Source organism: Phycobacter azelaicus, assembly GCF_014884385.1.
In the GTDB taxonomy this organism is placed as follows: Bacteria; Pseudomonadota; Alphaproteobacteria; order Rhodobacterales; family Rhodobacteraceae; genus Phycobacter; species Phycobacter azelaicus.
The window spans coordinates 1,226,889-1,250,867 of sequence record NZ_WKFH01000003.1 but is presented as its reverse complement, the minus strand read 5'-3'; the positions used below and the strand labels follow the sequence as shown (position 1 = coordinate 1,250,867).

At 60.4% G+C, this 23,979-nt stretch carries 23 protein-coding genes; 8 read left to right on the top strand and 15 right to left on the bottom strand.

Annotated features, from left to right (window positions below):
* The first annotated feature begins 74 nt into the window (after window positions 1-74).
* The 3 genes from INS80_RS06985 to INS80_RS06975 are packed head-to-tail and all read left to right on the top strand — an operon-like array spanning window position 75 to window position 2,397.
* A complete protein-coding gene (locus INS80_RS06985; protein ID WP_192964942.1) occupies window positions 75-734 on the top strand; it encodes a Tim44/TimA family putative adaptor protein in 660 nt (219 codons plus the stop codon).
* Entirely contained in the window at window positions 731-1,798 is a 1,068-nt protein-coding gene (gene mltA, locus INS80_RS06980; protein WP_192967219.1) for a murein transglycosylase A, read from the top strand. The genes INS80_RS06985 and mltA overlap by 4 nt, the downstream gene beginning before the upstream one ends.
* On the top strand, window positions 1,798-2,397 hold the full coding sequence (locus INS80_RS06975; protein WP_192964941.1) for a Smr/MutS family protein: 600 nt from the start codon (window positions 1,798-1,800) through the stop codon (window positions 2,395-2,397). Before mltA ends, INS80_RS06975 begins: the two co-directional genes overlap by 1 nt.
* A gap of 5 nt (window positions 2,398-2,402) precedes the next feature.
* Here the strand turns inward: INS80_RS06975 and INS80_RS06970 are convergent, their stop codons facing one another.
* The 4 genes from INS80_RS06970 to hslV all read right to left on the bottom strand — a co-directional run bounded on the left by INS80_RS06970 (window position 2,403) and on the right by hslV (window position 6,569).
* Window positions 2,403-3,497, bottom strand: a complete 1,095-nt coding sequence (locus INS80_RS06970) for an alpha/beta hydrolase (protein WP_369411378.1) — start codon at window positions 3,495-3,497, stop codon at window positions 2,403-2,405.
* A gap of 109 nt (window positions 3,498-3,606) precedes the next feature.
* A complete protein-coding gene (gene hslU, locus INS80_RS06965) occupies window positions 3,607-4,920 on the bottom strand; it encodes an ATP-dependent protease ATPase subunit HslU (protein ID WP_192964939.1) in 1,314 nt (437 codons plus the stop codon).
* Between the two features lie 13 nt (window positions 4,921-4,933).
* A complete protein-coding gene (locus INS80_RS06960; protein ID WP_192964938.1) occupies window positions 4,934-6,004 on the bottom strand; it encodes a hypothetical protein in 1,071 nt (356 codons plus the stop codon).
* A 1-nt stretch (window position 6,005) separates the two neighbouring features.
* A complete protein-coding gene (gene hslV, locus INS80_RS06955; protein ID WP_192964937.1) occupies window positions 6,006-6,569 on the bottom strand; it encodes an ATP-dependent protease subunit HslV in 564 nt (187 codons plus the stop codon).
* A gap of 233 nt (window positions 6,570-6,802) precedes the next feature.
* Here hslV and INS80_RS06950 point away from each other — a divergent pair, with 233 nt between their 5' ends.
* A complete protein-coding gene (locus INS80_RS06950) occupies window positions 6,803-6,997 on the top strand; it encodes a DUF1127 domain-containing protein (RefSeq protein ID WP_192964936.1) in 195 nt (64 codons plus the stop codon).
* An 81-nt stretch (window positions 6,998-7,078) separates the two neighbouring features.
* Here the strand turns inward: INS80_RS06950 and INS80_RS06945 are convergent, their stop codons facing one another.
* Both INS80_RS06945 and INS80_RS06940 read right to left on the bottom strand, forming a co-directional pair.
* Window positions 7,079-7,444, bottom strand: a complete 366-nt coding sequence (locus INS80_RS06945; protein WP_192964935.1) for a Lin0512 family protein — start codon at window positions 7,442-7,444, stop codon at window positions 7,079-7,081.
* Window positions 7,444-7,788 (bottom strand): Lin0512 family protein, encoded by a 345-nt coding sequence (locus INS80_RS06940; RefSeq protein WP_192964934.1) that lies wholly within the window; start codon window positions 7,786-7,788, stop codon window positions 7,444-7,446. The genes INS80_RS06945 and INS80_RS06940 overlap by 1 nt, the downstream gene beginning before the upstream one ends.
* A 174-nt stretch (window positions 7,789-7,962) precedes the next feature.
* On the opposite strand from INS80_RS06940, the gene INS80_RS06935 reads away from it, so the two are divergent.
* The gene (locus tag INS80_RS06935; protein ID WP_192964933.1) at window positions 7,963-8,622 is read left to right on the top strand and encodes a dimethylsulfonioproprionate lyase family protein; all 660 of its coding nucleotides are present in this window, start codon (window positions 7,963-7,965) and stop codon (window positions 8,620-8,622) included.
* A gap of 137 nt (window positions 8,623-8,759) precedes the next feature.
* On the opposite strand, the gene trxA is transcribed toward INS80_RS06935, so the two are convergent.
* The 8 genes from trxA to regB form a co-directional block, all read right to left on the bottom strand.
* Window positions 8,760-9,080 (bottom strand): thioredoxin, encoded by a 321-nt coding sequence (gene trxA / locus INS80_RS06930; protein ID WP_008205718.1) that lies wholly within the window; start codon window positions 9,078-9,080, stop codon window positions 8,760-8,762.
* A 62-nt stretch (window positions 9,081-9,142) separates the two neighbouring features.
* A complete protein-coding gene (gene addA, locus INS80_RS06925) occupies window positions 9,143-12,505 on the bottom strand; it encodes a double-strand break repair helicase AddA (RefSeq protein ID WP_192964932.1) in 3,363 nt (1,120 codons plus the stop codon).
* Window positions 12,502-15,438 (bottom strand): double-strand break repair protein AddB, encoded by a 2,937-nt coding sequence (gene addB, locus INS80_RS06920; protein ID WP_192964931.1) that lies wholly within the window; start codon window positions 15,436-15,438, stop codon window positions 12,502-12,504. The genes addA and addB overlap by 4 nt, the downstream gene beginning before the upstream one ends.
* Window positions 15,431-16,126 (bottom strand): nucleotidyltransferase family protein, encoded by a 696-nt coding sequence (locus INS80_RS06915; protein WP_226892580.1) that lies wholly within the window; start codon window positions 16,124-16,126, stop codon window positions 15,431-15,433. The genes addB and INS80_RS06915 overlap by 8 nt, the downstream gene beginning before the upstream one ends.
* Window positions 16,127-17,122 (bottom strand): aminoglycoside phosphotransferase family protein, encoded by a 996-nt coding sequence (locus tag INS80_RS06910; protein ID WP_192964930.1) that lies wholly within the window; start codon window positions 17,120-17,122, stop codon window positions 16,127-16,129. It lies immediately after the preceding gene.
* Window positions 17,119-17,595 (bottom strand): tRNA (adenosine(37)-N6)-threonylcarbamoyltransferase complex ATPase subunit type 1 TsaE, encoded by a 477-nt coding sequence (gene tsaE / locus INS80_RS06905; protein WP_192964929.1) that lies wholly within the window; start codon window positions 17,593-17,595, stop codon window positions 17,119-17,121. The genes INS80_RS06910 and tsaE overlap by 4 nt, the downstream gene beginning before the upstream one ends.
* 77 nt (window positions 17,596-17,672) lie before the next feature.
* The gene (locus INS80_RS06900) at window positions 17,673-19,220 is read right to left on the bottom strand and encodes a PAS-domain containing protein (RefSeq protein WP_192964928.1); all 1,548 of its coding nucleotides are present in this window, start codon (window positions 19,218-19,220) and stop codon (window positions 17,673-17,675) included.
* An 87-nt stretch (window positions 19,221-19,307) separates the two neighbouring features.
* Complete coding sequence (gene regB / locus INS80_RS06895) at window positions 19,308-20,705, bottom strand: sensor histidine kinase RegB (protein ID WP_192964927.1); 1,398 nt, start codon at window positions 20,703-20,705, stop codon at window positions 19,308-19,310.
* A gap of 157 nt (window positions 20,706-20,862) precedes the next feature.
* Between regB and INS80_RS06890 the strand changes: the two genes are divergently transcribed.
* The 3 genes from INS80_RS06890 (at window position 20,863) to INS80_RS06880 (ending at window position 23,325) form a co-directional block, all read left to right on the top strand.
* Window positions 20,863-21,483, top strand: coding sequence for an SCO family protein (locus INS80_RS06890; RefSeq protein ID WP_192964924.1), 621 nt, complete (start codon window positions 20,863-20,865; stop codon window positions 21,481-21,483).
* Window positions 21,484-21,564: 81 nt separating this feature from the next.
* Complete coding sequence (locus INS80_RS06885) at window positions 21,565-22,119, top strand: ActR/PrrA/RegA family redox response regulator transcription factor (protein ID WP_192964923.1); 555 nt, start codon at window positions 21,565-21,567, stop codon at window positions 22,117-22,119.
* 27 nt (window positions 22,120-22,146) lie between these two features.
* Window positions 22,147-23,325: a glycosyltransferase family 61 protein gene (locus tag INS80_RS06880; protein ID WP_192964922.1), complete on the top strand. Its 1,179-nt coding sequence runs from the start codon at window positions 22,147-22,149 to the stop codon at window positions 23,323-23,325.
* Here the strand turns inward: INS80_RS06880 and INS80_RS06875 are convergent.
* A complete protein-coding gene (locus INS80_RS06875) occupies window positions 23,322-23,918 on the bottom strand; it encodes an HD domain-containing protein (protein WP_192964921.1) in 597 nt (198 codons plus the stop codon). The two genes, INS80_RS06880 and INS80_RS06875, sit on opposite strands and share 4 nt — an antisense overlap.
* Window positions 23,919-23,979: the final 61 nt, after the last annotated feature.

The following is a 23,979-nucleotide window of genomic DNA, read 5'->3' as shown; positions in this document are numbered from 1 at the left end:
CCCCACCCGTCACCTACATAAGAGCAGTCCGCTTTGGTTTCAAACAAGGCATGGTTGCCTAGCAAGAGGTTCACATGGAGTCGCCCTTGATTCAGATTTTGGTATTGGCCGGCATTGCCGTCTTCCTGATCCTGCGCCTGAAAAGCGTATTGGGCACCCGTGAGGGGTTCGAAAAGCCGACTCCTCCGCAGATGCCTGCTGCCGACAAGCGGCGCCCGGATTTCGAGGTGATCGAAGGTGGCCCGGATCGTGATATCACCGATTACGTAGCCGAGGGCTCTTCCCAGGCCGACGCGCTTGCCGCGATGAAAAAGGCAGAGCCGTCGTTCCAGGTTCAGGATTTCGTTCAGGGCGCCCGTGGCGCCTATGAGATGATCCTCATGGGATTTGAAAACGGTGAGCTGGACGAGATCCAGCCCTTATTGGCCGAAGACGTCTATGAGAGCTTTGTCGATGCCGTCGCGCAGCGTGAAGATCAGGGTCTGACAATCGAGGCCGAGTTCATCGGCGTGCGCGAAACTGCAATTGACGATGCCAGCTTTGATGAAAGCACGCAGACCGCCGAAATCACAATGCGGTTCGTGGCCGAGATCACATCGGTTGTGCGCAACAAGGATGGTGAGATTGTCGAAGGCGACCCCAAAGCCATCAAGCGTCTGAAGGACACATGGACCTTTGCTCGCGCAATGGGTGCAAGCGATCCGAACTGGCAGCTGGTGGCTACGGACGCATGATTGGTGCGCTCCGGGCGGCACTGCGGGCAGCGGCCTTTTGGGGCGCTGCCATGACCGCCACGGGCGCATCAGCCGAGACAGTTTACTCGCTTTTGGATTTTTCCGAGCTTGAAGGCTGGCACAAGGACGATCACGCTGCGGCGCTTGATGTCTTTCTGGAAACCTGTCCCGATCTTGATGATCCCGATTGGCAGAGCCTTTGCGCGCTGGCGCAGACCCAGGTTCAATCGGGCGCACCGGATGCGGCGCGAAAGTATTTCGAACTATTCTTTCGTCCGGTTCTGATTCAGGACGGAGCCGATACGGCGCTGTTCACCGGTTATTTCGAACCAGAGCTTGATGGTTCTCGCTATCGCACAGAGCGGTTTCGCTATCCGGTTTACCGGATGCCACGTGAAGCACGCCAGACCAATCTGTGGCTCCCGCGGCGCGATATCCTGACCAGCGGGGTGATGGATGGCCGCGGTCTTGAGATCGCTTGGGTGGATGATCCGGTTGAGCTGTTCTTTCTGCAAATCCAGGGGTCCGGCCGCATTAGAATGCAGGACGGATCCACCGTCCGTGTTGGCTATGGTGGGGCAAATGGACATCCCTACAGGTCCGTTGGGGCGGAAATGGTGCGCCGTGGCATCTATAAGGCCCACCAGGTCAGTGCTCAGGTGATCAAGGCGTGGGTGCGGCGTAACCCTGTCGCCGGGCACGAACTACTGATGCACAACCCGTCCTATGTCTTCTTTCGTGAAGTGCGACGCGTGCGTGCCTCCGATGGCCCCCTTGGGGCGATGAATCGGTCGGTAACGGCGATGCGCAGCATTGCGGTCGATCCGAAATATACGCCGCTGGGTGCTCCGGTCTGGGTGGAGAAAGACGGTGACAATCCATTGCGGCGCTTGATGATTGCTCAGGATACGGGATCTGCGATCAAGGGCGCGCAGCGCGCGGACATATTCTTTGGCACCGGGGATGCTGCTGGGCAGGCCGCCGGCCGTCTGCGCGATCCGGGGCGTATGGTGGTTCTCCTGCCGATCCAGCGCGCCTATGCCATGTTGCCGGAAGAATACTGATGACACGCCGCAAGCTGACCTCGGACGAAATCGATCTTTGGCACAAGGTCGTGAAACACGCAGAGCGGCTCCATCCCGGCAGTCATTCGACGCCACCGGATCTGCCGCTTCCCAAGCCCAAGCCGAAAAAGACTCCCCAACCCCACGCCGAGCCACAGATCGACGCCTTTCGCATCGGCAGCCGCGCCCGTAGCAAACCTGCAAAACATGATCTAAAGACGCCGGTTGCCAAATCCCTGGCAACCGCGCCCGTGCAAATGGATGAAAAGGCCTATCGGCGCATGAAACGCGGCAAACTGCGTCCTGAGGGCAAGCTTGATCTTCATGGAATGCGGGTGGATACGGCGCATCCGGCGCTGACCCGGTTCATCCTGTCAGCACAGGCGTCGGGCAAACGTCTGGTTCTTGTTGTGACCGGCAAGGGCAAGGACCGGGACGAGCCGGGCCCCATTCCCACACCGCGCGGTGTGCTGCGCCATCGTGTGCCGCAATGGCTGGCGCTGCCTCCCTTGCAGCAGGCTGTGCTGCAGGTCACACCTGCCCATCTCAGCCATGGCGGAGAGGGCGCCTATTACGTCTACCTGCGTCGCAGCCGTTAGACCCTCTATCGGGGGCTATCCAGAAGCCTCACAACAGACACATCCTCGATTTTCTCTTGTTGGATTTGGGGCGGCGGAAGCACGGTGTTGAACACCAATCCCGGATTCTCAAAGGATCGGGCTGCCTGCTGCGCCGCGCTCAGGATCGCCAGAAGTGCAGGGGAGGTGCCCACGACCAGATGCCCGGAATTTGCCGTATCGGCGTAGGCAGTCGTATCGATGATATTGATCGGCAGATCTTCGAGGTCTTCGACAGACTCCAGATTGCCCAGCCGTGACCGGCTGTGGGTCCCGCGCAGGCGCTGCGACAGGGTTAGGATCTTGTCCTTGCGAGAGACAAAGACAAGGAAGGGCTGCGGCACCGGGTCAAATCGGCTCATCTGGCTTTTGAATACGTCGAGATCCAGATCCGGTGACAGCAGCATCACTCCGTCCAGATGCTGATCCGCCCAGCCGGGTGCGCTGATTTCAATCTGGCGCAAGGTTTCCATGGCCAGAACAGATCCCATTGAATGCGCCACCAGAACAACGCGCCGCGCCTTGGTACGGCTGAGGCTTTTCAGAAGACGCTCCAGACCATCACGGGCAAACATCACGCTATCGGCGTCATAGGCATATCCCAATGGGCTGCCGAGACTGGGCCAGGAGTACACAACAGTTGCGCCGGGCACGTCGATATCATGGGTGAGCTGGGCCGCACGAAAGGCCGTCTCGGATTGTGTGGAATTAAATCCGTGCACAAAGACCGTAATGTCCCGTTCGTCCTGTGGTAACGAAAGAAGTTCCTGGTTGAGCCGTTCCGTGAATTCATCAGGTGTTTCAAATGTGCGCCGACCGGCCATGGTGAATTCATTTCTTGGGTCTGGGTTCTCGCCGGCAAAAACGAGATGACCCGGTTTGTGGTTTGGCGGGATGGAGACGGTCAGCTCCAACAGGTGATATCCGTCCGTTCGACCAGAGCCGAAGCCTCCGGCAGGCTTTGGATCGCGGATCGTTGCGGCAAAAATCGTCTTAGGCGTGCCGATTTCCAGCGCCTCGGGCATTGTGGGGGTATAGGGGCGCGACCCGCAGGCAGCGACCGTGGTCAGGGAAAGAAACAAAAAAAGCCGAAGGCGCCGCATCTCACCGGTCCCAAAACAAACAGTGCCATGGATAGGATGAATGCCGCTCGTTTCCAAGCGGCATTCCGTTCCTATCCAGGTGATCCAGTCAGAGCACGTAGCGGCTCAGATCGGTCGAGCGAGTCAGCTCGCCAAGGTTCGATGTCACGAATTTCGAATCCACGGTAATTGCGTCGCCGGCACGGTCGGGTGCGGTGAAGGACAACTCTTCAAACACCCGCTCCATCACCGTGTAAAGACGCCGAGCGCCTATGTTTTCGACCGATTGGTTCACCTCGGCCGCGATCTTGGCCATGGCGGCGATCCCGTCTTCCGTGAAGGTCACCTTCACATCTTCGGTGCCCATCAGCGCGGTGTACTGGCGGGTCAGGGCGTTGTCGGTTTCGGTCAGGATGCGGATGAAATCCTTTTCGCTGAGCGCGCGCAGGTTCACCCGGATCGGCAGGCGGCCCTGCAGCTCCGGCAGCAGATCCGACGGTTTGGCGATATGAAATGCGCCCGAGGCAATGAACAGGATATGGTCGGTCTTTACAGGTCCGTGTTTGGTGCTGACGGTGGTGCCCTCGATCAGCGGCAGCAGGTCGCGCTGCACGCCTTCACGGCTGACATCACCACCTCGCGCATCAGAGCGGGCGCAGACCTTGTCGATCTCGTCCAGAAAGACGATGCCATTCTGTTCCACGGCTTCCAGCGCCGTGCGTGTCACGGTTTCGTCATCAAGCAGTTTGTCGGCCTCTTCGCTGATCAGCACGTCATAGCTTTCGGCGACGGTGAGGCGCTTTTTGACCGTGCGCCCGCCAAGCGCTTTTCCAAACAGATCACCAAGGTTCATCATCCCGCCCATAGGGCTACCGGGCTGGCCGGGGATGTCGAACATGCCACCCATGGGGTTCGAGGTATCGGCGACCTCCAGTTCGATCATCGTGTTGTCCAGCTCACCGGATTTCAGCTTCTTGCGGAACACCTCGCGGGTGCTGTCGCGTGCCTCGGTCCCGGCAATTGCGGTGATCACGCGGTCCTCCGCGGCCTTGTGGGCCTTGGCCTTGACATCTTCGCGCATGAATTCGCGGGTCTGCAGGATCGCGGTGTCCACCAGATCACGGACAATCTGTTCCACGTCGCGGCCCACATAGCCGACTTCGGTGAACTTGGTCGCTTCGACCTTAATGAAAGGCGCGCGGGCGAGTTTCGCCAGGCGGCGACTGATCTCGGTTTTGCCGACACCGGTGGGGCCGATCATCAGGATGTTCTTCGGGTAGACCTCATCGCGCAGGTCATCGCCCAGTTGCTTGCGCCGCCAGCGGTTGCGCAGGGCGACGGCGACGGCACGTTTGGCCTCCTTCTGGCCGATGATGAACCGATCCAGTTCCGAGACAATTTCGCGGGGGGTGAGGTCAGACATGAGAGTTCCCGTATCAATGTGAGGGCGGTAACCGATCCAGCGGCACCAGCCCGGACAGGGGTGAAAGAAGCGCGGCGCGGATGCGGGTCCAGAAGGCTCCCAGCGCCACAAGGAAGACGCCAAGCACCAGGATGGTCGATGCGGCGCCCTCGCCATCGAAGACGGTTCCGGCCAGCGTCACGCTATAGCCAATGGCGGCAATGAGGAAGGACCGCCGGTCGATCACGATGGCCACGATGGCAAAGGCGAGGAGGACGCCAAGCAGCAAGAGATGCGCGCTGTCCGTGCCCTTTTCCAGAAGGCTGAGCGCAATGGTGTTCACAAGGGCAGGGGCCGCGACCACGTGAAGCCAGAATCCTTGGGCCGAGCGGCGTGTGACCCGGTGTGGATCGCTCATGTCGAAGATCATCGCGACAAAGAAGACGCCCAGCCCTACCAGAAGCGTAATCCAGGCAAAGGGCCCAGAAGCAGACAGCAGGAAGAACTCTCCGATATCCGCTGGCGTGCCCATGCGGATCGCCCCCATCAACAGCGCCAGCGCAAAAACGCCGAGGGCGATCAACGCCATGGCAAAGGGCACCTTGAAGCGCAGCCAGTAGATGGCAATGACCGCGGTACTGAGCGCAATGGGCAGCTGCATGCTGGAGTAATCGGACTGGGCAATCATGAAGGGCTGCGAGAACTGAGCCACGAGGCCCATCCCGGCATTCAGTGCCCAAAGAATCGACAGCGCGATTGCCGGTGCCACCATGCGGCGGCGGCGGATGAAGTATTCGGACAGTATCCAAAGGATCACGGCACCTACAATTGCAGCCGTGACCGTCTTGTCTTGGTATCCGCCAATGCTGCCCGCCAGGGAGGTCGCAGTCACCGCTGCCCAGCCCGAGGCCAGGATCAACAGGCCGATGACAATGAAAATCTCGTTGAAGCCCTTGAATAGCTCGAACGGTTCATCCCCTTCGGCCAGGTCTTCCCGCGCGCCCTTGCGGCTTTGGGCCAGCGCCAGAAGCGAGGCCGCCTGCGCTTCTGTCAAGAGCCCAGACCCTACAGCGGCGCGCAGGTCGTTGCGGTCGATGTCCGACACCTCAGTGGTCCGCCCCGATGGTTTCGACCGTCAGGTTGCCGTTGGTGTAAACGCAGATATCGGCCGCAATCGCCATGGATTCGCGAGCAACGGTTTCCGCAGATTTGTCGCTGTCCATCATGGCGCGGGCTGCGGCCAGAGCGAAGTTCCCGCCCGATCCGATGGCGGCCACATCATGCTCCGGTTCCAGAACATCGCCGGCGCCGGTGATCACCAGCAGGTCGCTGCCATCGGTCACGATCAGCATCGCTTCGAGCTTCTGCAGGTACTTGTCAGTCCGCCAGTCCTTAGCTAGCTCCACACTGGCGCGGGCCAGCTGGCCGGGGGTGGCCTCGAGCTTTGCCTCAAGCCGTTCAAGCAGTGTGAACGCGTCGGCAGTAGAGCCGGCAAAGCCTGCGACCACCTCATAACCACCGGGCGACAGGCGGCGTACCTTGCGGGCGCTGCCCTTGATAACGGTCTGACCAAGTGAGACCTGCCCATCGCCGGCAATCACCACCCGCCCGTCTTTCTTGACGCCGATGATGGTTGTCCCGTGCCATCCGGGGAATTGGTCGTCTGCCATCTGAGCCTCCAATCTCGTCGCAGCATATATGGGCGCTGGGGACGTCATGCTCAACCATGTATGTGGGGCAAGATTTCGCTGACGCGGACGGTTTGATGTTAGTAAACTGTTTATTTGTTATGCAGCGGACGCAGATCGGGCCTGTAAAACGGGCAATTGTGAGACTCAGGGCGGTCTCCTACATGACCCTCAGAACCGGCATGGGGCCGGTTGTCTTGTTTAGGATGCCCGACATGGCCACAACTGCAAACATCCATGCGCCGCTCGGAGCCGTTGCTGTTCTCCGCGTGGTTGACACTCTGCTCAACGCAAAAGCCGCATTCCTTGAAGCGCGCGAAGCCCGTATCACTCGCCGTGCGCTGTACCGTCTGACAGACGCTCAGCTGGCTGATATTGGCTTGACCCGCGACGACATTGCAAAGATCTGATCTGACAGGCAGACTTTCCAATGACAATATACCGCTAGCAAAGCCGTCCATCCCTGGGCGGCTTTTCGCTTTTCAGGTGGCCTATTCCGACCAGCGATAGCGCCCCGCCTGATCCGGCAGCCACGCCTCGATCGCTGCCGTGGCAATCACATGCAGCGCCTTGCCATCCACGCCCGCCACATCCAGACCGCCAAACACCGCTCGCACCTTTGCCCGCCCCCGGGGCAGATCGGAAGCGATCAGATCACAATCCACGGCTTCGGGATTTTGTACTGCAATCGTTACCTCGACCCGCATTTCGGTGTGATCGATCCCCAGCTCGGAAAACAGTGTGATCGAAGAATGATGCAGGGCATCCTGCACCGCGCGCCGGGCTGCCTTGGTGTAATCCTGCCCATAAAGGTCGTTGCCGGTCCCCATTTCGAGGATGATGCGTTTCTCTGCCATTAGACTCTTTCCATCTCGAAGGATACGATCACGGCAGCATTTGCGATCACCGTTTTGCCGCCGCCGGGCTTGTCGATATCGAGGCCACCTTTTCTGACGCGGATGTCGGGGCGGCCATAGGGAAAGATCGCTTTCAAAGCTTCAGCGTCCACCTGTTCGGGATCTTGCACGCCGATCTCGGCATCGATGATCATGGCTTCCTTGGGAAAATCGAACAGTTCGGCCACGTTGACCGAGTTATGCCAAAGCGCATCGGTGATCGCGCGTTTTGCCGCTTCGGTGTAATCGGCGCGTCGTAGGGATGTGCCCATGCCAAACTCCACCAGTACCCGCGTTTTTGCCATGAGGATCTCCTAACCAGCTGGCGGTACATTGACGATGAAAGCGCCGAGTTGAAAGGGGGCTTTGGGTACGTGTCGGGTAAAGTCTGCGCATTGCGACATCGTCGCGTCGCTGTGAGGATAGAGCCTCCCGACCTTGGTGACATGTTGGGCAAATGCCACAAGAAGGGCCTTGATATGACGGATCAGAAGCGACTGAAGGACTGTCCCGAATGGGACTACCTTTTGCGGGATTTCTATGAATTCTACCGCCGACTTTCTGCAGGCGGCAGCGTCAAGATCCGCGCCCATCAGCGCATGGTGCGCGAAAGAATCAGTCGTGTTTTGAAATCCAATGCCGAGGTGCGCGCGGGCGAGAGTGTTGACAAACCGGTGACCGCGCATCTGCAGCGGGCGCTCGACAATGGGCGGCAGGAACGTCACGGAGCCTTTATCCGCGCGATCGAGGCGGTCCGGCAGCATCTTGTCTGGCAGTACGGTTATGAAAAAGTGCCACGCGGTTTGGAGCGCAAATATGCCTATGCAGAACTTGCCGGACCCACTGGCCCGGTGATGACCGATGAGGTGATCCTGGGCTTGGTTCTATTTGCACCGGGCTGCACCTATCCCGCCCATGCCCATGACGGGATTTCGGAAAGCTATATCTGCCTCTCCGGGGCCGTGTCAGAGAATGACCAAGGAGTCTATGCACCGGGATCGTTGATCTTCAACCCGCCGGGGCAGCTTCATAGGATCACTGTCGCCGAACATAATCCATCGCTCCTGTGCTATGCGTGGGTGGGCGATCAGGAGAAGCTGGCGAACCAGAAAATGGTTTTCTCGCGCGCGCCGAAATAGCTGCCGACCAAATTTGTGAACCTCGTTGCAGGGCCGTGGCGTTTGCATCGTTCCGGGTCCCCGGTATCCGGGCGAGAGCCAACGAAAAAGGGCGCCACCCGGGCGCCCTTAAAATCTGTTATCCGAAGCAGCTTGGATTAGATGCTTTCGTCGATCCAGCTTTGCAGCGCGGCCTTGGGAGCGGCGCCGGCGCGGTTCGAGACAACCTGACCGTCCTTGAAGATGAACAGCGCCGGGATGCCGCGCACGCCCATGGCGGCGGCGGAGTTCGGGTTGCTGTCGACATCGACCTTGGCGATCTTGACCTTGTCACCATACTCGGCGGCCAGCTCTTCCAGAGCGGGGCCAATCTGCTTGCAGGGGCCGCACCATTCGGCCCAGAAGTCCACGACTACGGGGACGGAGGAGTTCTTGACTTCGGCGTCAAAGGTTTCGTCGGTGACGGCTACGGTGGACATATGCATGTCTCCTGAAATGAGTGGCAACTGGGTGCGGAACCTATGTAGGCCTTAAGGTCTCGTCAAGGTTCCCCGCGCCGCGCAAAGGCCGCAGTCACAAGATCGTGCGGGAGGGTCATGAGCGCCGCGTTACGGGTCCACAAAAGGGCGGTTTCCACGGTTTTCTCCGGGTAGATCTGCGCCAGCGCCAGGGCATAGGCGCCCATTTGCCGCAGCAATCCTTCGGGGCAGTTTTCCACGCTTTGCGGCACGGTCGCGTTGGATTTGAAATCCACCGCCAGAACACGGTCTGCTTCCACGATGAGGCGGTCAATTACCCCATGCAGGCGCTGACCGTCGATCTCGGCAGTAACCTGTACTTCGGCCAATGTATCTGGCGCAAACACATGAGACAGATCCGGGTTGCGCAGTACGGCGCCGACCTCATCAAGGAGCGTTTCGCTATCCTCGGCTCCGCCCAGCAACGCCTGCGCCAGAGCGGGCCAGTCTTCCTCGGGCTGACTAGGCAGGTGCTCAAGCAGCAGGTGCAGGGCGGTTCCGCGTGCCTTGGCGGCCTCTTCCCCCAGGCCCAGATCGCCGGGCAAGGCCTTGGCGCCGCCCAGATCCGAGGGGCTGAGCGTAGGGTCCGGCGCCACATAGGGCGCGGCAGGGCGCGTGAACAGATCAGGCAGTGTGATCTCTTTGGCGTCGGGAGCTTCGCTGTGCACAAATTCCAGCCCCTCCCAATTGCCATGCTGCATCCTGAGACCCGGCCCGCCGGGCATATCCACCTCGACCGCGCCGCCTTTGCGCAGGGCGCCTTCGACCATCTGGTACCAGCTGTCGCCGTCTTTCGACAGTTCCCCGGCACTGGCAACGATCAGCCACTTTTCCGCCCGTGTTAGAGCCACATACAAAAGCCGCAGTCGTTCATTTCGCTGCTTTTCCTGCGCGGCCTCGCGCGCGGTTCGCATGGCGGCGGGCATCTGGTCTTTTGGCACCCGCCACAGCGGCGCGCCCTCGGCCACCATGATTTCTGCGTCCGTGGGAGGCTTGCGCTTGGCGGTGTCAGGCAGGATCACGATCGGCGCTTCCAGCCCCTTGGAGCCATGCACCGACATGACCCGGATCATATCGCCAGCCGCGCCCATCTGGCGTTTGATCTCCAGATCGTCGGTCTGCATCCAAACCAGAAATCCGGTTAGGCTGGGGATATCCGTACGCTCATAGGCCAGCGCCTGTGACAACAGCGCGTTGACCCCGTCTTCCGCCTCGGGGCCCAGACGGCCCAGCAACCTTTGGCGCCCCTTGTGGCGGGTCAGCACCCGTTCGATCAGGTCATAGGGGCGCAGGAAGTCCGTCTGACTGCGCAGATCGTCGATGATTTCCATCGTGTCGGCAAACTCTGTCGCCCGCTCCCGCAGGGCCGTCCACAGATAGCTACCCGGTTTGCGCCGGTGCGCGAGGTCGAACAGCATCTGTTCGGACCAGCCAAACAGCGGCGATTTCAGCGCGGCGGCCAGCGACAGGCTATCCTCGGGCGTGGCGAGGAAGGACAGAAGTGCCGCGATGTCCTTCACCGCCAGTTCCGCGCCCACTTTCAGCCGGTCAGCCCCGGCAATGGGCAGGCGGGCGGCTTTGCAGGCGCGGATGATTTCAGAGAACAGCTCGGATCGGCGCTGCACCAGGATCAGGAAATCGCCGGCATGAACGGGGCGGCGCCGAAAAGTGCCACGCGTGGGGCCGTCTTCGGGGATGGTCACGCCGGTGTCGATCATCCGCTTGATCTCACGCGCGATGCGTTCGGCCAGGATCACCGTGTGATGGCGTGCACCGGGCCGGTCCACGGGATCGGTCCAGTCGCGATCCTCTTCGTCGTCCACCTTTTCGACCGCAGGCCAAAGATCCACCCGGCCTGGCAGGTCGGATTTGAAGGCACGGTGAAGCGATTCTTTATGAAACCCGGCGCGGGGATAATCCTGAAACACCAGATCCACCAGTTTCAGAATCGCCGCAGAAGACCGGAAGGAAAACTCCAGCGCCGCATTCTGAAGACCGACGCCTGTTTCGGCCAGACGCTGCCCGAACTCTTCCTGCATCCGGTCAAAGGCATCCGGGTCAGCACCCTGGAAGGAATAGATCGACTGTTTCTTGTCCCCGACGACAAAGATTGTGCGCTCCACCTCGGAGCGCGCCCCGGCGCCGGATGTGAATTCCTGCGCCAGTTTCTCGATCACGTCCCATTGCACCGGGCTGGTGTCCTGCGCCTCGTCCACCAGGATATGGTCGATGCCGCCATCGAGGCGATAGAGCACCCAGGCCGCCACCGCCGGATCGTTCAATAGGTTCCGCGCCTTCAGGATCAGGTCGTCAAAGTCGAGCCAGCCACGCAGCTGTTTACGCCGCTCGTATTCCGGCAGGAACACGGCGGCAAAGGCGTGCAGGTCTTCGGATTTCTCCGTTGCCATCAGGGCCAGACGCTTGGCGCGGGCATCCTCCACCCGCAGCATTAGCGGCTCAAGCTGGTTCATCAGATCGCCATGCGCCTCGCGCAGCTTCTTGGTCGGGAAGCTGCCGATCTTGGCCGTGAAGGGTTCCTTGGCGCTCGCACCCGTCAGAAAAACAGTCTCTAACAAAGGCAAGTCAGCCATTGTTGGCGTGGCTATCCCGGCCAGCTTTGCGGCAGCTTTCTGATCGTTTGTGCCGCCTTGCGCCAGCATTTCGCGGATGTGGTTGAGCAGATCAGCCTCACCACCAAGGAAAACCAGAGCCTCTAGCGCGGCGGCATCAAATCCTACCGGCAGATCGAACAGTTTCAGCAATTCTGCGCGATCCAGCGGCGCTGCGAACTCGGCACGGCGCTGGCAGATGGCGGCGGTCAGCTCGTCAAAATCGCTGCCTGCAACGTGGCGGGCGAGGGCATCGACCAGATGCGCTTCCGGCCCCTTGGCAATGTCCTCGACGATTTCGGCGCGCAAAAGCGTGGCAGCGCGGTCTTCCATCTCGGAAAACTGCGGGCTGACACCAGCCTCCAGCGGAAAGCGCCGCAACAGGGAGGAACAGAAGGAATGGATCGTCTGGATTTTGAGGCCACCGGGCGTTTCAATCGCGCGGGCAAACAGCGTGCGTGCCTGTGCCAGCCCCTCGCCATGGGCCACATCGCCCGCGCCCAGTTCTTCCAGCGCAGTGGCAAGATGCGCATCCCCCAGCATTGCCCACTCACCTAGACGCTGGAACAGACGGTTCTGCATCTCGCTGGCTGCGGCCTTGGTATAGGTGAGGCACAGGATGTGTTGTGGCTGTACGCCTTTCAACAAAAGCCGCGCCACCCGGTCGGTCAGCACCTTGGTCTTGCCCGACCCGGCATTGGCCGCCAGCCAGGTGGAGGCATCGGGCCGCGCGGCGCGGAACTGCGCCTCAGAGGCTGCATCGCGGGGCGCGTTCATTTCAGATCCTCCGGCTTGGGCGTGTCGCTGCGATCCCATTCTCCGTAACGGGCAAGGTGATCGAAATCCCCGGCGAAATCGTCCCGGTGCACCATGCGGCGGCTGCTATAGCCTTGTTCAGGGTCGAAATAGGCTTCGATCAGTTTCTTGAGTTCCGCCCAGACCTTGGCCGGGGGTTCATCGGCCAGCGGGGCGGGAACCTCCTTGATCGGGGATTTGAGGCCGATGAACACTGCGCGCTCCACCCGCGCCGCGCCATAGTCTTCAAAGGCGCCCTGTTCGGCCATGGCGGCCTCGATCAGAAGCTGCTTGTCAAAGGCGCGCTGCTGTTTCTCACTCGGGGGATCGCCGGTCTTGTAGTCGAACAGATGCAGGCCGCCGCGTTCATCCACATCGATCCGGTCGGCTTGTCCGATGATCTCGAAATCAAGGGGGTCAAGCCGGATCCCACCTTTCTTTTCGAACCCCGAGGGGCGCGCCACGGCGCGACGGGTCCGCTCCCCTGCGACAAAGCTTTCTGCGATGCGGGCGATGCGCGCCAGCCACAGGCTGCGGGCGACGGGCCAGGGCACTTTGGATTGAAGCTCAGACCGGGTGCGTTCGATGAGCGTTTCAGGTGTCAAAAGGTCGGGGTTCGCGCGGCTGTCGCGGATGAAGTGTTCAAAAACCTCGTGCACGACAATCCCCCGGAGCAGCGCATCAGGTTCGCGCATCAAAGGATCCAGCGGTCTGAGGCGCAGTACATGTTTGGCGTAGATCGCATATGGGTCGCGGATCAGGCGGGGGATTTCCGTGACCGACAGTCTTCGTGGGCGGGCGGAAACCGGCGGGCGCGGGGCAGGGCGCTGGGCGGGATTGCTCGGCAACGGAGCCTCCAGCGCGGTGGACCAGTCAAGCCAGATCTGACCACGGCTGCGCATCGTCTCCAAGGCGGCGCGCCCGCCTTGATCTGGCAGGCCGCGCAGCAGGTTCATCATCCGGTTGAGCCAGCGCGAGGGCACGGTGTCGGCTTCTTCGGAGCGCACGGCGCGGGTCAGCCAAACCTCGGGCGCGGCGACGGCCTGCTGGAAGTCATGCGCCGACAGACCGATGCGTCGTTCAGGTAGCAACAGCCCTGCCTTGTGGCGCATTTGGCGATTGAGCCAGGGATCGGGGCTGGCGGCCTCGGGCCAGCTGCCCTCGTTGAGGCCAGCCAGAATGACCAGATCGGCGCCTTGCACGCGGGCCTCAAGCGTGCCCCAGATCATGATCGATCCATAGGGCGCATCGCGGTCGCGCACCTCTCCCTGCGCCAGAAGCGCACCCAAGAGATCGGCAAAATCGCGCGCGTTCATTTCGCCGCCGTAGTGGGCGTTTTCTTCGAGATCGGTGATAACCTCGAGCGCCTTTTGACCGGCCTTCTTGTCCCACAGGGTGCCGCTGCCCATTTTCTGACTGCCAGAGGCGATGCCTTCAGCACGCCCACGCAGGTGTGCAATCCACTCGGACAGGGACAAATTGCCAGGGATGGTTTGGCTCGCAAAACTCTCACTCAGCCAGTCCGCCCAGCCCGGCATCAGATCATGCGCGGCGGCATAGGCGGCAAAGCTTTCTGCATCCGGGAAGGGTGGACCATGGCGGCGCAGGTGCAATTCATAATCGCGGGTGTGGCGCAGATGTTCCCCGCGCAGGGCCTCTGGCCCGTCGTGGGTCAGCGGGTGTTTAAGCAGAGTCAGCAACCTGTCCGGTGTCAGCTCGTGGCAGAACAGCTCGGCCACATGGCGCAGGAAGCGACCGGGAGGCGAGAGTTGCAGCGGTTGGCCGGCGGAATCATCGGGCAGGATGTCCCAGCGGTCCAGCGCGGCGGAGACCTGCCGCGTCAGCATCCGGTCCGGGGTGATCAGTGCGGCGGTCTGGCCATCTTCGGCGGCTTGGCGCAGACGCAGGGCGATGGCGAGTGCCTCGGCCCTTGGGTTCGGAGCTTCGACCAGCGTGATGGTGTCGGTCGCGTGGTCTAGATCAGTCAGCTGTGGTCCCTCGCTCATCCAGGCGTCGGTGACAGGCGCGGGGCGCAGCGCGAGCGACACCATCCGGTTGCGCGCAGGGTAGGGCGGGGCATCCGGGGTCCAGGGCTGCACATCACGCGGCGATAGCTCCAGATCCTTCATCAGCCTGTAGAACCGGTACTGCGGATGGTCTTCAGAGATCAGCGGATCGTCCAGCCCTTCCCACACGCGGTCCGGCTGGTCGAAGTCGAATCCCGGAAGGATTACGGCGCCCTGGGGCAGGCGGGCAATCGCCTCCATCAGCATCAAGGTGGTGCCACGCGAGCCGGTTGAGCCTGCAAGGATGACCGGATGCTGCGGCGGTGCGCTCTGCCATTGTTCGATCAGGGTCAAAACCACTTGCCGCTGGCGGGTTTCCTTGTCCATGGCGTCATCGGTGCGGTCCACGAATTCATCCGCGATGGCAATGAACTGCTGCGCGCGCGACCAGTGGTCCGATTGGTCCGATACATCGAGATTGCGGATGGTCTCAGGGCTGACGCCTTCGCTTTGCATCTCATCAAACAGCGTCGCAAGGCTGTCGGAGAGATCATAGAGCGAGGCCCGCGACGCCAGATCCGGTTGCGCATCCAGCAGCTTGGCAATCAGTTGTGACAGCTCAAGGCGGCGGCGCAGGGCGGGGAGGGCCGGTGGCAACCCGCTGAGCGCGGCGCGCTGGGCCAGATCGGTCAGCAGCATCAGGCGTGGCAACAGTAGGGTGGGGCCCGCGTCAAACAGGCTGCGCACCCGGCGCTGCATGCGGGCGGTGTTGACGATGACTTCGGTGCGGGCCAATGCTTCGGGCGGCTGTCCTGCACTGCGGGCGATCATGCCATCCACCAGCGCACGTGGGAAATCGACGCCGCAGGGAACGGCAAAGACGCGGGGTTTGCCTTGGATCTCAAACATGCGCACCTGTCAGCAATTGTTCCGCCAAGGTGATGCCCTCGGGGTGGCCCACATCGCACCAGTGGCCGGGGTATTCCAGCGCCACCAGGCGTCCGGCTTTGATCATCGGGTTCCACAGAAGGCGGGTGGAAAAGGTTTGCTCCTTGATCGCGCTCAAACCAGCCGTTTTGATGATCTGAACGCCGCCCCAGACTAGATCTCCGCCCCAGGAGATACGACCGGCCTCATCGGCCGAGAAATCACCGCCACCTTGCCTCCCGACTGCGCGCGCCAGCGGCACACAGATCATCAGACCGTCCATTCGTGCCGGATCCCAGGCCGCGCGCAGCATCTGAAACGGGTTGGGTCCGGCCCAGATGGCATCAGAATTCGAGGTATAGACCGGCCCACCGCCCAGCAGGGGCAGCGCATGGCGAAGCCCGCCGCCGGTATCGAGGATCTCCGGTTGTTCGTCGCTGATCAGAACGTCCTGCGGTGCCAGATGGTTTTGCAGGATATCGGCTTTGTAGTGGGTGTTGACGACGATGCGCTCGGGATCAACAGCGCGGGCGAGATCCAGCGTGTGGTCGATCAGCGGCCGCCCGGCGACCGGGATCATCGGTTTTGGCATGTCACGGGTCAGCGTTTTCATGCGGGTGCCAAACCCGGCCGCATAGACCATGATCGAACGGGGGAGATCTCTGGACATCTATCTGAGCCTATCAAGGTGTTCCGCGCTGGGCGCGGGCAGTTCGTGCCGCAGCCACTCTGACAGCGTTGCAAGGGCTGGGTGCTCCAACCCCCGCATGACGTGCTCCCAGACGCGTGGGATCAGATCAAGGTACTGCGGCTTGTTCATTTTCTGTGATAGCCGCGCAAAGATACCCAGGATACGCAGGTTCCGCTGCACGCCGATCACTGCATAGGCGGTGCGAAAACCCGAGGCATCCACGCCGCATGCCTCGATATAGTGGTCGATCATCTGCATCTCGACCCCTGCCGGGACATCCCGGCGGGCGTCCTGCAAAAGAGAGACCAGATCATAGGCGGGGTGTCCTGCGCGGGCGTCCTGAAAATCGATGACGCCGACGCGGGCAATGCCGTCACGCTCCGGTAGCCACAACAGGTTTTGCGCGTGGAAATCCCGATGCACAAAGACCGGATCGCCCTTCACGCTTTGGCGAAGAATGTCTTCGAACTGGTCCTCGAAACGGCGGGTTAGAACGTCGTCTTCTTCCCCAAGGATGCCAGCGCGGTAGGAGGTCATCACGAGGCTTGCCATCTCTGCCATCACACGCGGTCCAAGGGGCGCCAGATCGGGTACCGGAGCCTGATGCAGCGCGATCAAAAGATCTGTCGCCGCGCGGTAGAGCGGCATTTCCTGTTTCGGATCCTGTGCGATGACGGTGCTGAACAGCGCATCGCCCAGATCCTCGGTCAGGAGGAGACCGGTGTCGGCGTCCTGCGCCAGAATTACAGGAGCGCTTATGCCCTGTTCGCGCAGGTAGGAGTCCACCTCTACAAAGGGGCGGATATCCTCGCCCTTGTCCGGAGGGGCGTCCATCAGGACTGCGTTGTCGCCATTGTGGGAGGTGAGCCGTTCGTAGCGGCGCATGGAAGCATCGCCTGCCAGCGGGGCACGTGCCCAAGTGCCATAGCCTGCCTCATTCAGAAACGCAGAAATCAGGTTGGATCTGTCTGTCATGGAATTATGCGCTCCATCAATGGCTGCCATTTCTCATCACTCCACCGCAGGGTCAGTCGGCGGGCGTCCTCGTCTTCGGGATCAAGGTCAAAGGTCAGATGCAGCGCATGGGCGGGCGCTAGCTCTTCCAGTCGGTCCGGCCACTCGACCAGGGTGACGGCATCGTCAAAAGCTGCGATGAGGCCCAACTCTTCGACTTCATCCAGCACGCTGAGCCGGTAAAGGTCTGCGTGCCACAGCTCTCCGGCCTGAACGTCGTAAGTCTGCACCAGCGTGAAAGTGGGAGAGGGCACATCTTCGGGCTGATCCTGCAGGGACTGGATCAGATGGCGGGCAAAATGGGTCTTGCCGGCGCCGATGGGGCCTTCAAGAAGCAGACAATCGCCCGGACCCAAGGCCCCGGCGATGTCTCTGGCCAGTTCGGCGGTTTTTTCAGGCGTGCTGAGAGAGCAGTGCAGCGGGCTTTCGATCATGGCCCCACAATGGCCTTGTGCGCTACGCGCTGCAAGCGGGATTGCCCGGCGCGAGGGGCGCCGGATATCGTAACGTGCTAGCTATGGTCCGCGATGGTGAAACGTTCCTGATCAGCGCGTGGAAGGCTGAGATCAGGGTCGCGGAAGCTGACCATGGTCGCGCCGTTCTGAATACCGCTGACCTTGCACATCATAGGGGTGCCATCGCGCAGTTTCACCTTGGTCCACCAAGGCTCGCGGGTATCATTTGCAGCGACGAAATCGCGAATCTCTCCCCAGGCCGGGGTCGGATCACAGGTGTCCTGCCAGACGCGGCTGGCATCCATGATAGAAACTTTGGCAAAGCTGGCGTCAGGGTCCATCTTCCACAGCTTGTGGTAGGCGGTGTTCGAGAAGGTCATGGTGCCGTCATTGGCAAAGACTGCAATGGCTTCGTCCATCTGATCCATGATCGACTGACCCATTTCAAGTTCGGAGCGGAACTGACGCGTCAGGGACACTTCTGCGGTGATGTCTTCGAACAGGAACGCAATCGCACCATCGGGATGGGGGCGGCCAGAGACGGAATAGACAGAACCTGAGGGCAGCGACCAGGTTTCCTGGTAGTTCCCTTCGGCGGCGGCCTTCAGCAGATCTTCCATCTGCTGACGCCAGCTGGAATAGTTCTTCGGCTCGGGCATCATGCGTTGATCGCGAAGACGGTCGAAAAAACTCATCAGGTTGGGGCGCGAGCTTAGGAAATCGGGCGACAGTGCCGTCAGATCCACCAGAACCGGGTTGAACAAGACCAGCTGGCGGTTGCGGTCAAAGATCGCAAGGCCGATGGAAAGCTGGGCAAAGGTCTTTGCCAAGGTCTGCACAAAGTTGCGTTGGGCTACTTCGGCATCGACAACCGCGTTCACATCGACGGCATGGCACAGCCAGCCGGCTTCTGTTTCGGTTGTCGAGATGTTGTACCAAAGACGCTTGGTGCTTTCGGGTAGGGGGATGGAGATCCGCTCCGGTTTGCCGCTGGTCTTGGGCTGGTCCAGTTCGGAGAACAGAGGTTCTGCAACATCCGAGCCGCGGCCGCGAATTTTCTGGATCAGATCGTCGTAGGCCAGGTTCGACCAGGTAATTTCCCCTTCGTCCGATTGTAGCCAGACAGGGTAGGGCGCCTGGTGCACGGCCGCCCGCAGGGTGGTCAGCTCTTGGTCCAGCGACCGGTTCTGTTCATCCAGGGTCGAGCGGCGCAGTTGCACGCGTGTGATCCCGTCGATCCACTCGCAATGCGCTTCGCGGCTTTCGGCGGCTGCGGTTCCGGACAGGACCAGCGGACCTACATCTTTCAGGAAACCGGGAGATTGCGGCAGGCCGGGATAGTTTCGGGACAGCTGGTCCCGAAGCATGCTCCAGCTGAAGCTTTCGGCATGGTCACCGATGAATTTGCGTGCGCCCGAGGACCATCCGATCAGTGTGGTATCGTCGAAGAGAAACACGGCATCCGTCCGCCCGTCACTGGTCAACAGATCCTGTTCAAGCGAGTTGGACCGCGTGGCCGGAGATAGCCACCAGACCGCAGCGGCTGCCGTGGCTGCGCAGAGGGCTGCCAGGATGAACCATTCGATCGAAACGATGTTTTGCATTTTGTCCTGCCTAGGTCACCTATCGTCCGTCAATGGTTCACCAATAATGGTTAAGTGAAGTTTAATTAGTTGCCAAAAAATGAATAGCTAAAATTCTATTTTTCGATTTTCCCCCTTTGGAACGGCGTTTTCTCCGTGAAGCGCATCAATCTTGCCGCGGGGCCACGAGACTTCGACAATCGCGCCAAGACGATCCTTTGGCAGGATCAGGCCGGGCAGAGGGTTCGACCCGTTGGTGAATCGCAAGGAAGCGCTGCTGCGTTCCAGCAGGGTTTTGGCGATGAAAAGGCCAAGTCCCATTCCTTCGTATTCGGGGCGTTGTTTGCGTTCCGATGGCATCCGCCGCCGCCGCACGAACGGATCACCAATTCGGCCCAGCAGCTGTGAGGGATAGCCGCGCCCATCATCGCTGATCGTGATGCGGATGATCTCATGATCCCAGGCCGCATCGATCCAGACGGTACTGTCGGCAAAATCCACGGCATTCTGAACCAGGTTGCGCAGCCCGTGGATAATTTCCGGTTTGCGCAAGATCGTGGGCTGCTGAAGGCTGTCTGCCGCAAGTGGGGCTTCGTGCATGATGATCGTCTTGCCGCGATTCACATGGGGCTCGGCGGCCTCATGTATCACTGTCGACAAAGGGGCCTGGCGCAGATGCAGATCATCTTTGCCTGCCCGCCCCATGCTGCGCAGGATATCGCGGCAGCGGTCGGCCTGTTCCCGGATCAGAGACGCGTCCTCGCGCAGGTCTGGCCTGTCTTCCAGTTCATCAAGTAGTTCGGCGCTGGTCAGCTTTATCGTGGCCAATGGCGTTCCCAGCTCGTGTGCTGCGGCGGCCACAACGCCGCCAAGGTCGGTCAGCTTCTGTTCGCGCGACAAGGCCAGTTGTGTGGCCGCCAGCGCGTCGGACATGCTGCGGATTTCTGCGCTGATGCGAAAGGAATACGCGCCGATGAACAGGATCGCGATCACGATGGCTGTCCAGTTGCCAAAGACAAAGATATCGGGAACGCGCAGCAAGAACCCCTGTTCGGTGCGCAGCGAAAAGTGGAATTCAGCCATCAAAGTTACAAGGATGATGGCGGCGCCGCCGATGATCAGGGTTGGGCGCAGGCCCATCATGGCTGCAGAAATCGTCACAGGTGCCAGAACGAGCAGGGCAAAGGGATTGTGCAGACCGCCGGTCAGATACAGCAGAAATGCCAGCTGCAGGAGGTCAAAGAGCACCATCAGAAAGTTTTCAAATTCCGACAGGCGCTTGTTCTCCGGGTACATCAGGGTGACAACAAGATTACCCACAACCGCCACACCGACGGCCAAGACGCATAAACCGAGCTCCAGCTGCAGCTTGTAGACGTATTGAGCCACAATGATCGCCGTGATCTGTCCGGCAATGGCCACCCACCGCAGCAGAATCAGCGTGCGCAGACGAATCCAGTGGCTGCGCTCCTGGCCCTGCATGAGGCCGAACTGGGTGTCGCTCATCTGCATCTCCTGATCTCCAGCGCCTTAATCTGATATCATCACGATTTCGCGCCAAGCTGTGGTGTGACGCCTTGCGCCAGTTGCATCGGCTGAGTTTCTTGATAGGTCTGGCGCCGAAAACGATCAATAACCCTTCCCTTTTGCAAAGTGTGATCAAATGACCCGCCTTTATGCTCTGCTTGCCGTCTCGTTCATTGCCATCGTTGCCGGAGGAACCTGGTTTCTGACACGGCCTGGTGACAGCGATGACAAGTTTGCACAGTGCCGCAGCAGCAGTATTGCCGGTGGCGCAGGTGCTATTGGCGGTCCGTTCGAGCTGGTAAATGCCAAGGGCGAAACCGTTACCGACAAGGATGTGATTACCGAGCCTTCGCTGGTCTATTTTGGCTATACCTTTTGCCCAGATGTCTGCCCGCTGGATGTGGCGCGCAATGCCGAGGCCGTTGATGTGTTGGCCGAACGTGGCTATAGCGTGACGCCTGTTTTCATCTCCATCGACCCGGATCGGGACACACCCGAGGTGGTTGGTGACTTTGCCTATAACCTGCACGAAAAGATGATCGGCCTCACCGGATCACACGAGCAGGTCAAGGCGGCGAGCCTAGCCTACAAGACCTACTACAAAAAGCAGGACGGGGATGAGGACTACTATCTGGTGGATCACTCGACCTTCTCTTACCTGGTTCTGCCGCAAGATGGCTTCGTCGAGTTTTTCCGCCGCGATGACACACCTGAGCAAATGGCAGAGAAAATCGGCTGCTTTATCGATAACATGTAAGCTCAGCCTGCATTTGACCTTTCCCTTCCGGCACATAATATCAATAACAAAAGCATGATGAGGAACGCGGAAGGAGCGGTCATGGGCGAAGCGGCACAACAGGACATCGGACCCGACAAATCTCTTTTGCTGGTCGACGACGATGAACCGTTCCTGCGGCGTCTTGCCAAGGCCATGGAAAAACGCGGCTTTGAAGTAGAGACAGCTGGCTCTGTAGCGGGTGGCAGCGCCATCGCAACAGCGCGTCCTCCGGCCTATGCTGTCGTTGATCTGCGGCTTGAAGATGGCAACGGTCTCGATGTGGTCGAGGTGATCCGAGAGAAACGCCCGGAAAGCCGCGTTGTGGTTCTGACCGGTTATGGCGCGATCGCCACCGCTGTCGCCGCCGTCAAGATCGGCGCGACGGACTATCTGTCAAAGCCCGCAGATGCGACTGACATCACCAACGCGCTTTTGGCTTCTGATGATGAGTTGCCGCCACCGCCGGAAAACCCTATGAGCGCGGACCGCGTGCGCTGGGAACATATCCAGCGGATTTACGAGCTGTGCGACCGCAACGTTTCGGAAACTGCCCGCAGGCTTAATATGCACCGCCGTACCCTGCAGCGGATCCTTGCAAAGCGTAGCCCCAAATAAACGGCTCTTGCCACGACAGGATACCAGATGACAGAGCTCGGCAGCGGACCCGAAAATCAGCCGATGCCGGGGGGCGGGTGGTCCGAAGAGATTGTGACCGTCAGGAACGCGCGCGTCGTACCGCCTGTCGAAAGCGCCCTTGTCCAAAAGGCCGGAATTCTGAAGGCGGATGGGGCCTACTGCCCGCAAGGTGCGCTTTGGCGCAGGTTCCGCCCGATCACCGTTGCGCCAGACCAGCCAAAAGAGATCAAGGAGACGGTTTCGGGCCGCTGGCTTTGGGGTGGCGTTCTGTGGGTGCATTTTGGGCATTTCCTGGTGGAAAGCTCTTCCCGGTTGTGGGCGCTGGCGCATCTGGATCAGCCTGTCGATGGGGTGTTGTTCATTCCCAAACGCCCCAGCGTCGGGGATGAGACGCGTGGATTTCAACGCGAATTCATCGATCTCTTTGCGCCCGGCCTGCCGATCAGAGTGGCTGCGAAGCCTACAGAAGTTGAAGAGCTGGTGGTTCCGGGCCAGGGTTTTGGCCTCGGTCAGATCACGCAAGGGACGCGTAAGTTCCGTACCGCCATCCACAGCAGCTTTGCCCGCGATGTGAAACCGGAAGGACCGGAGAGGATTTATATCTCCCGCTCGAAACTGGGTCTCAGCAAGGGTGGCCTTTTGGGTGAAGAGCAGATGGAAGAGCGGCTGCGCGGCGAAGGCTACGAGATATTCCACCCGCAAGAGCACAGCCTGCGCGAACAACTGGCGCGCTACAAGGCAGCCAAATATGTAATTGCGGCAGATGGGTCGGCCATTCACCTTTATGCCATGGTGGGGCGTCCGGATCAGAAGGTGGCCATCGTTCTGCGGCGTCGTTCCGGGGCCAATAATCTGTTGGCTGCCAATGTCGCGCATTTCTGCCGCTGCAACCCTCTGGTGATCGGTGCTTTGCGCACCGAATGGGTGCCAAAGAACAAGCCGACATCGAACCGCAACAGTTTTGGTGAGATCGACCACGCGGTCATCGGTCGTGCCCTCGCGCAGCATGGCTTCATTGCTGCTGACGCCGAATGGCCGGTGCTGAGTGATGCAGAGCGCAGTCAGATCTTGGCCGACAAGGGCTTTGGCGGTGGAGACCGTTTCATCGAGTCGCCCGAGTTCAAACAGCAACGGGTGCGCGAAATGCGTCGCGCCCGCCGCGCTGCCAAAAGCGCCGCACCCTAAAGCAGGGCCAACAGCTCGGTGTGTCGCGCCACGAAATCATGGCGGACCTCGACTGGAGGGCGAAGCTGGATTGACAGATCTGAAATGTTTTGGGGGTCGGGGTGGCCAAAGAACTTGTTGGCTTCTGTTTCCGAAAACCCGGCGATCTGTACTGCTTCCATCCAGGCGCTGATCTTGTCAGCGCGCTTGATTTTGGACTTGATGGTTTTCGGCAGCGCGGCCGGTAGGCCAAACCGGACATGGATCGCTGTGGTCAGCCGCTCGTCGAGGCTTTCATATCCGGGACCAACAGCGGCTTTGACCGGAGAGATCATATCGCCGATTACATATTCCGGGGCATCATGCAGCAGGGCCGCAAGGCGCCATTTCACCGGGGCTTTGGGATAAAGCCGGGTGAACAGCGTTTCAACCAGCAGCGAATGCTCGGCCACCGAATAGGCGAAATCGCCTTTCGTCTGTCCGTTCCAACGCGCCACAAATGCCAGCCCATGGGCGATATCCTCGATCTCGATATCGACAGGGGTGGGATCCAGAAGGTCCAGACGACGCCCGGACAACATGCGTTGCCAGGCACGGGCAGGTTTCGAAGCCATGGGTCAGGTCAGTCTTTTGTCTCGATTGGGTCCGTGCCTACCCTGTCGGCCTGGCTTGCGC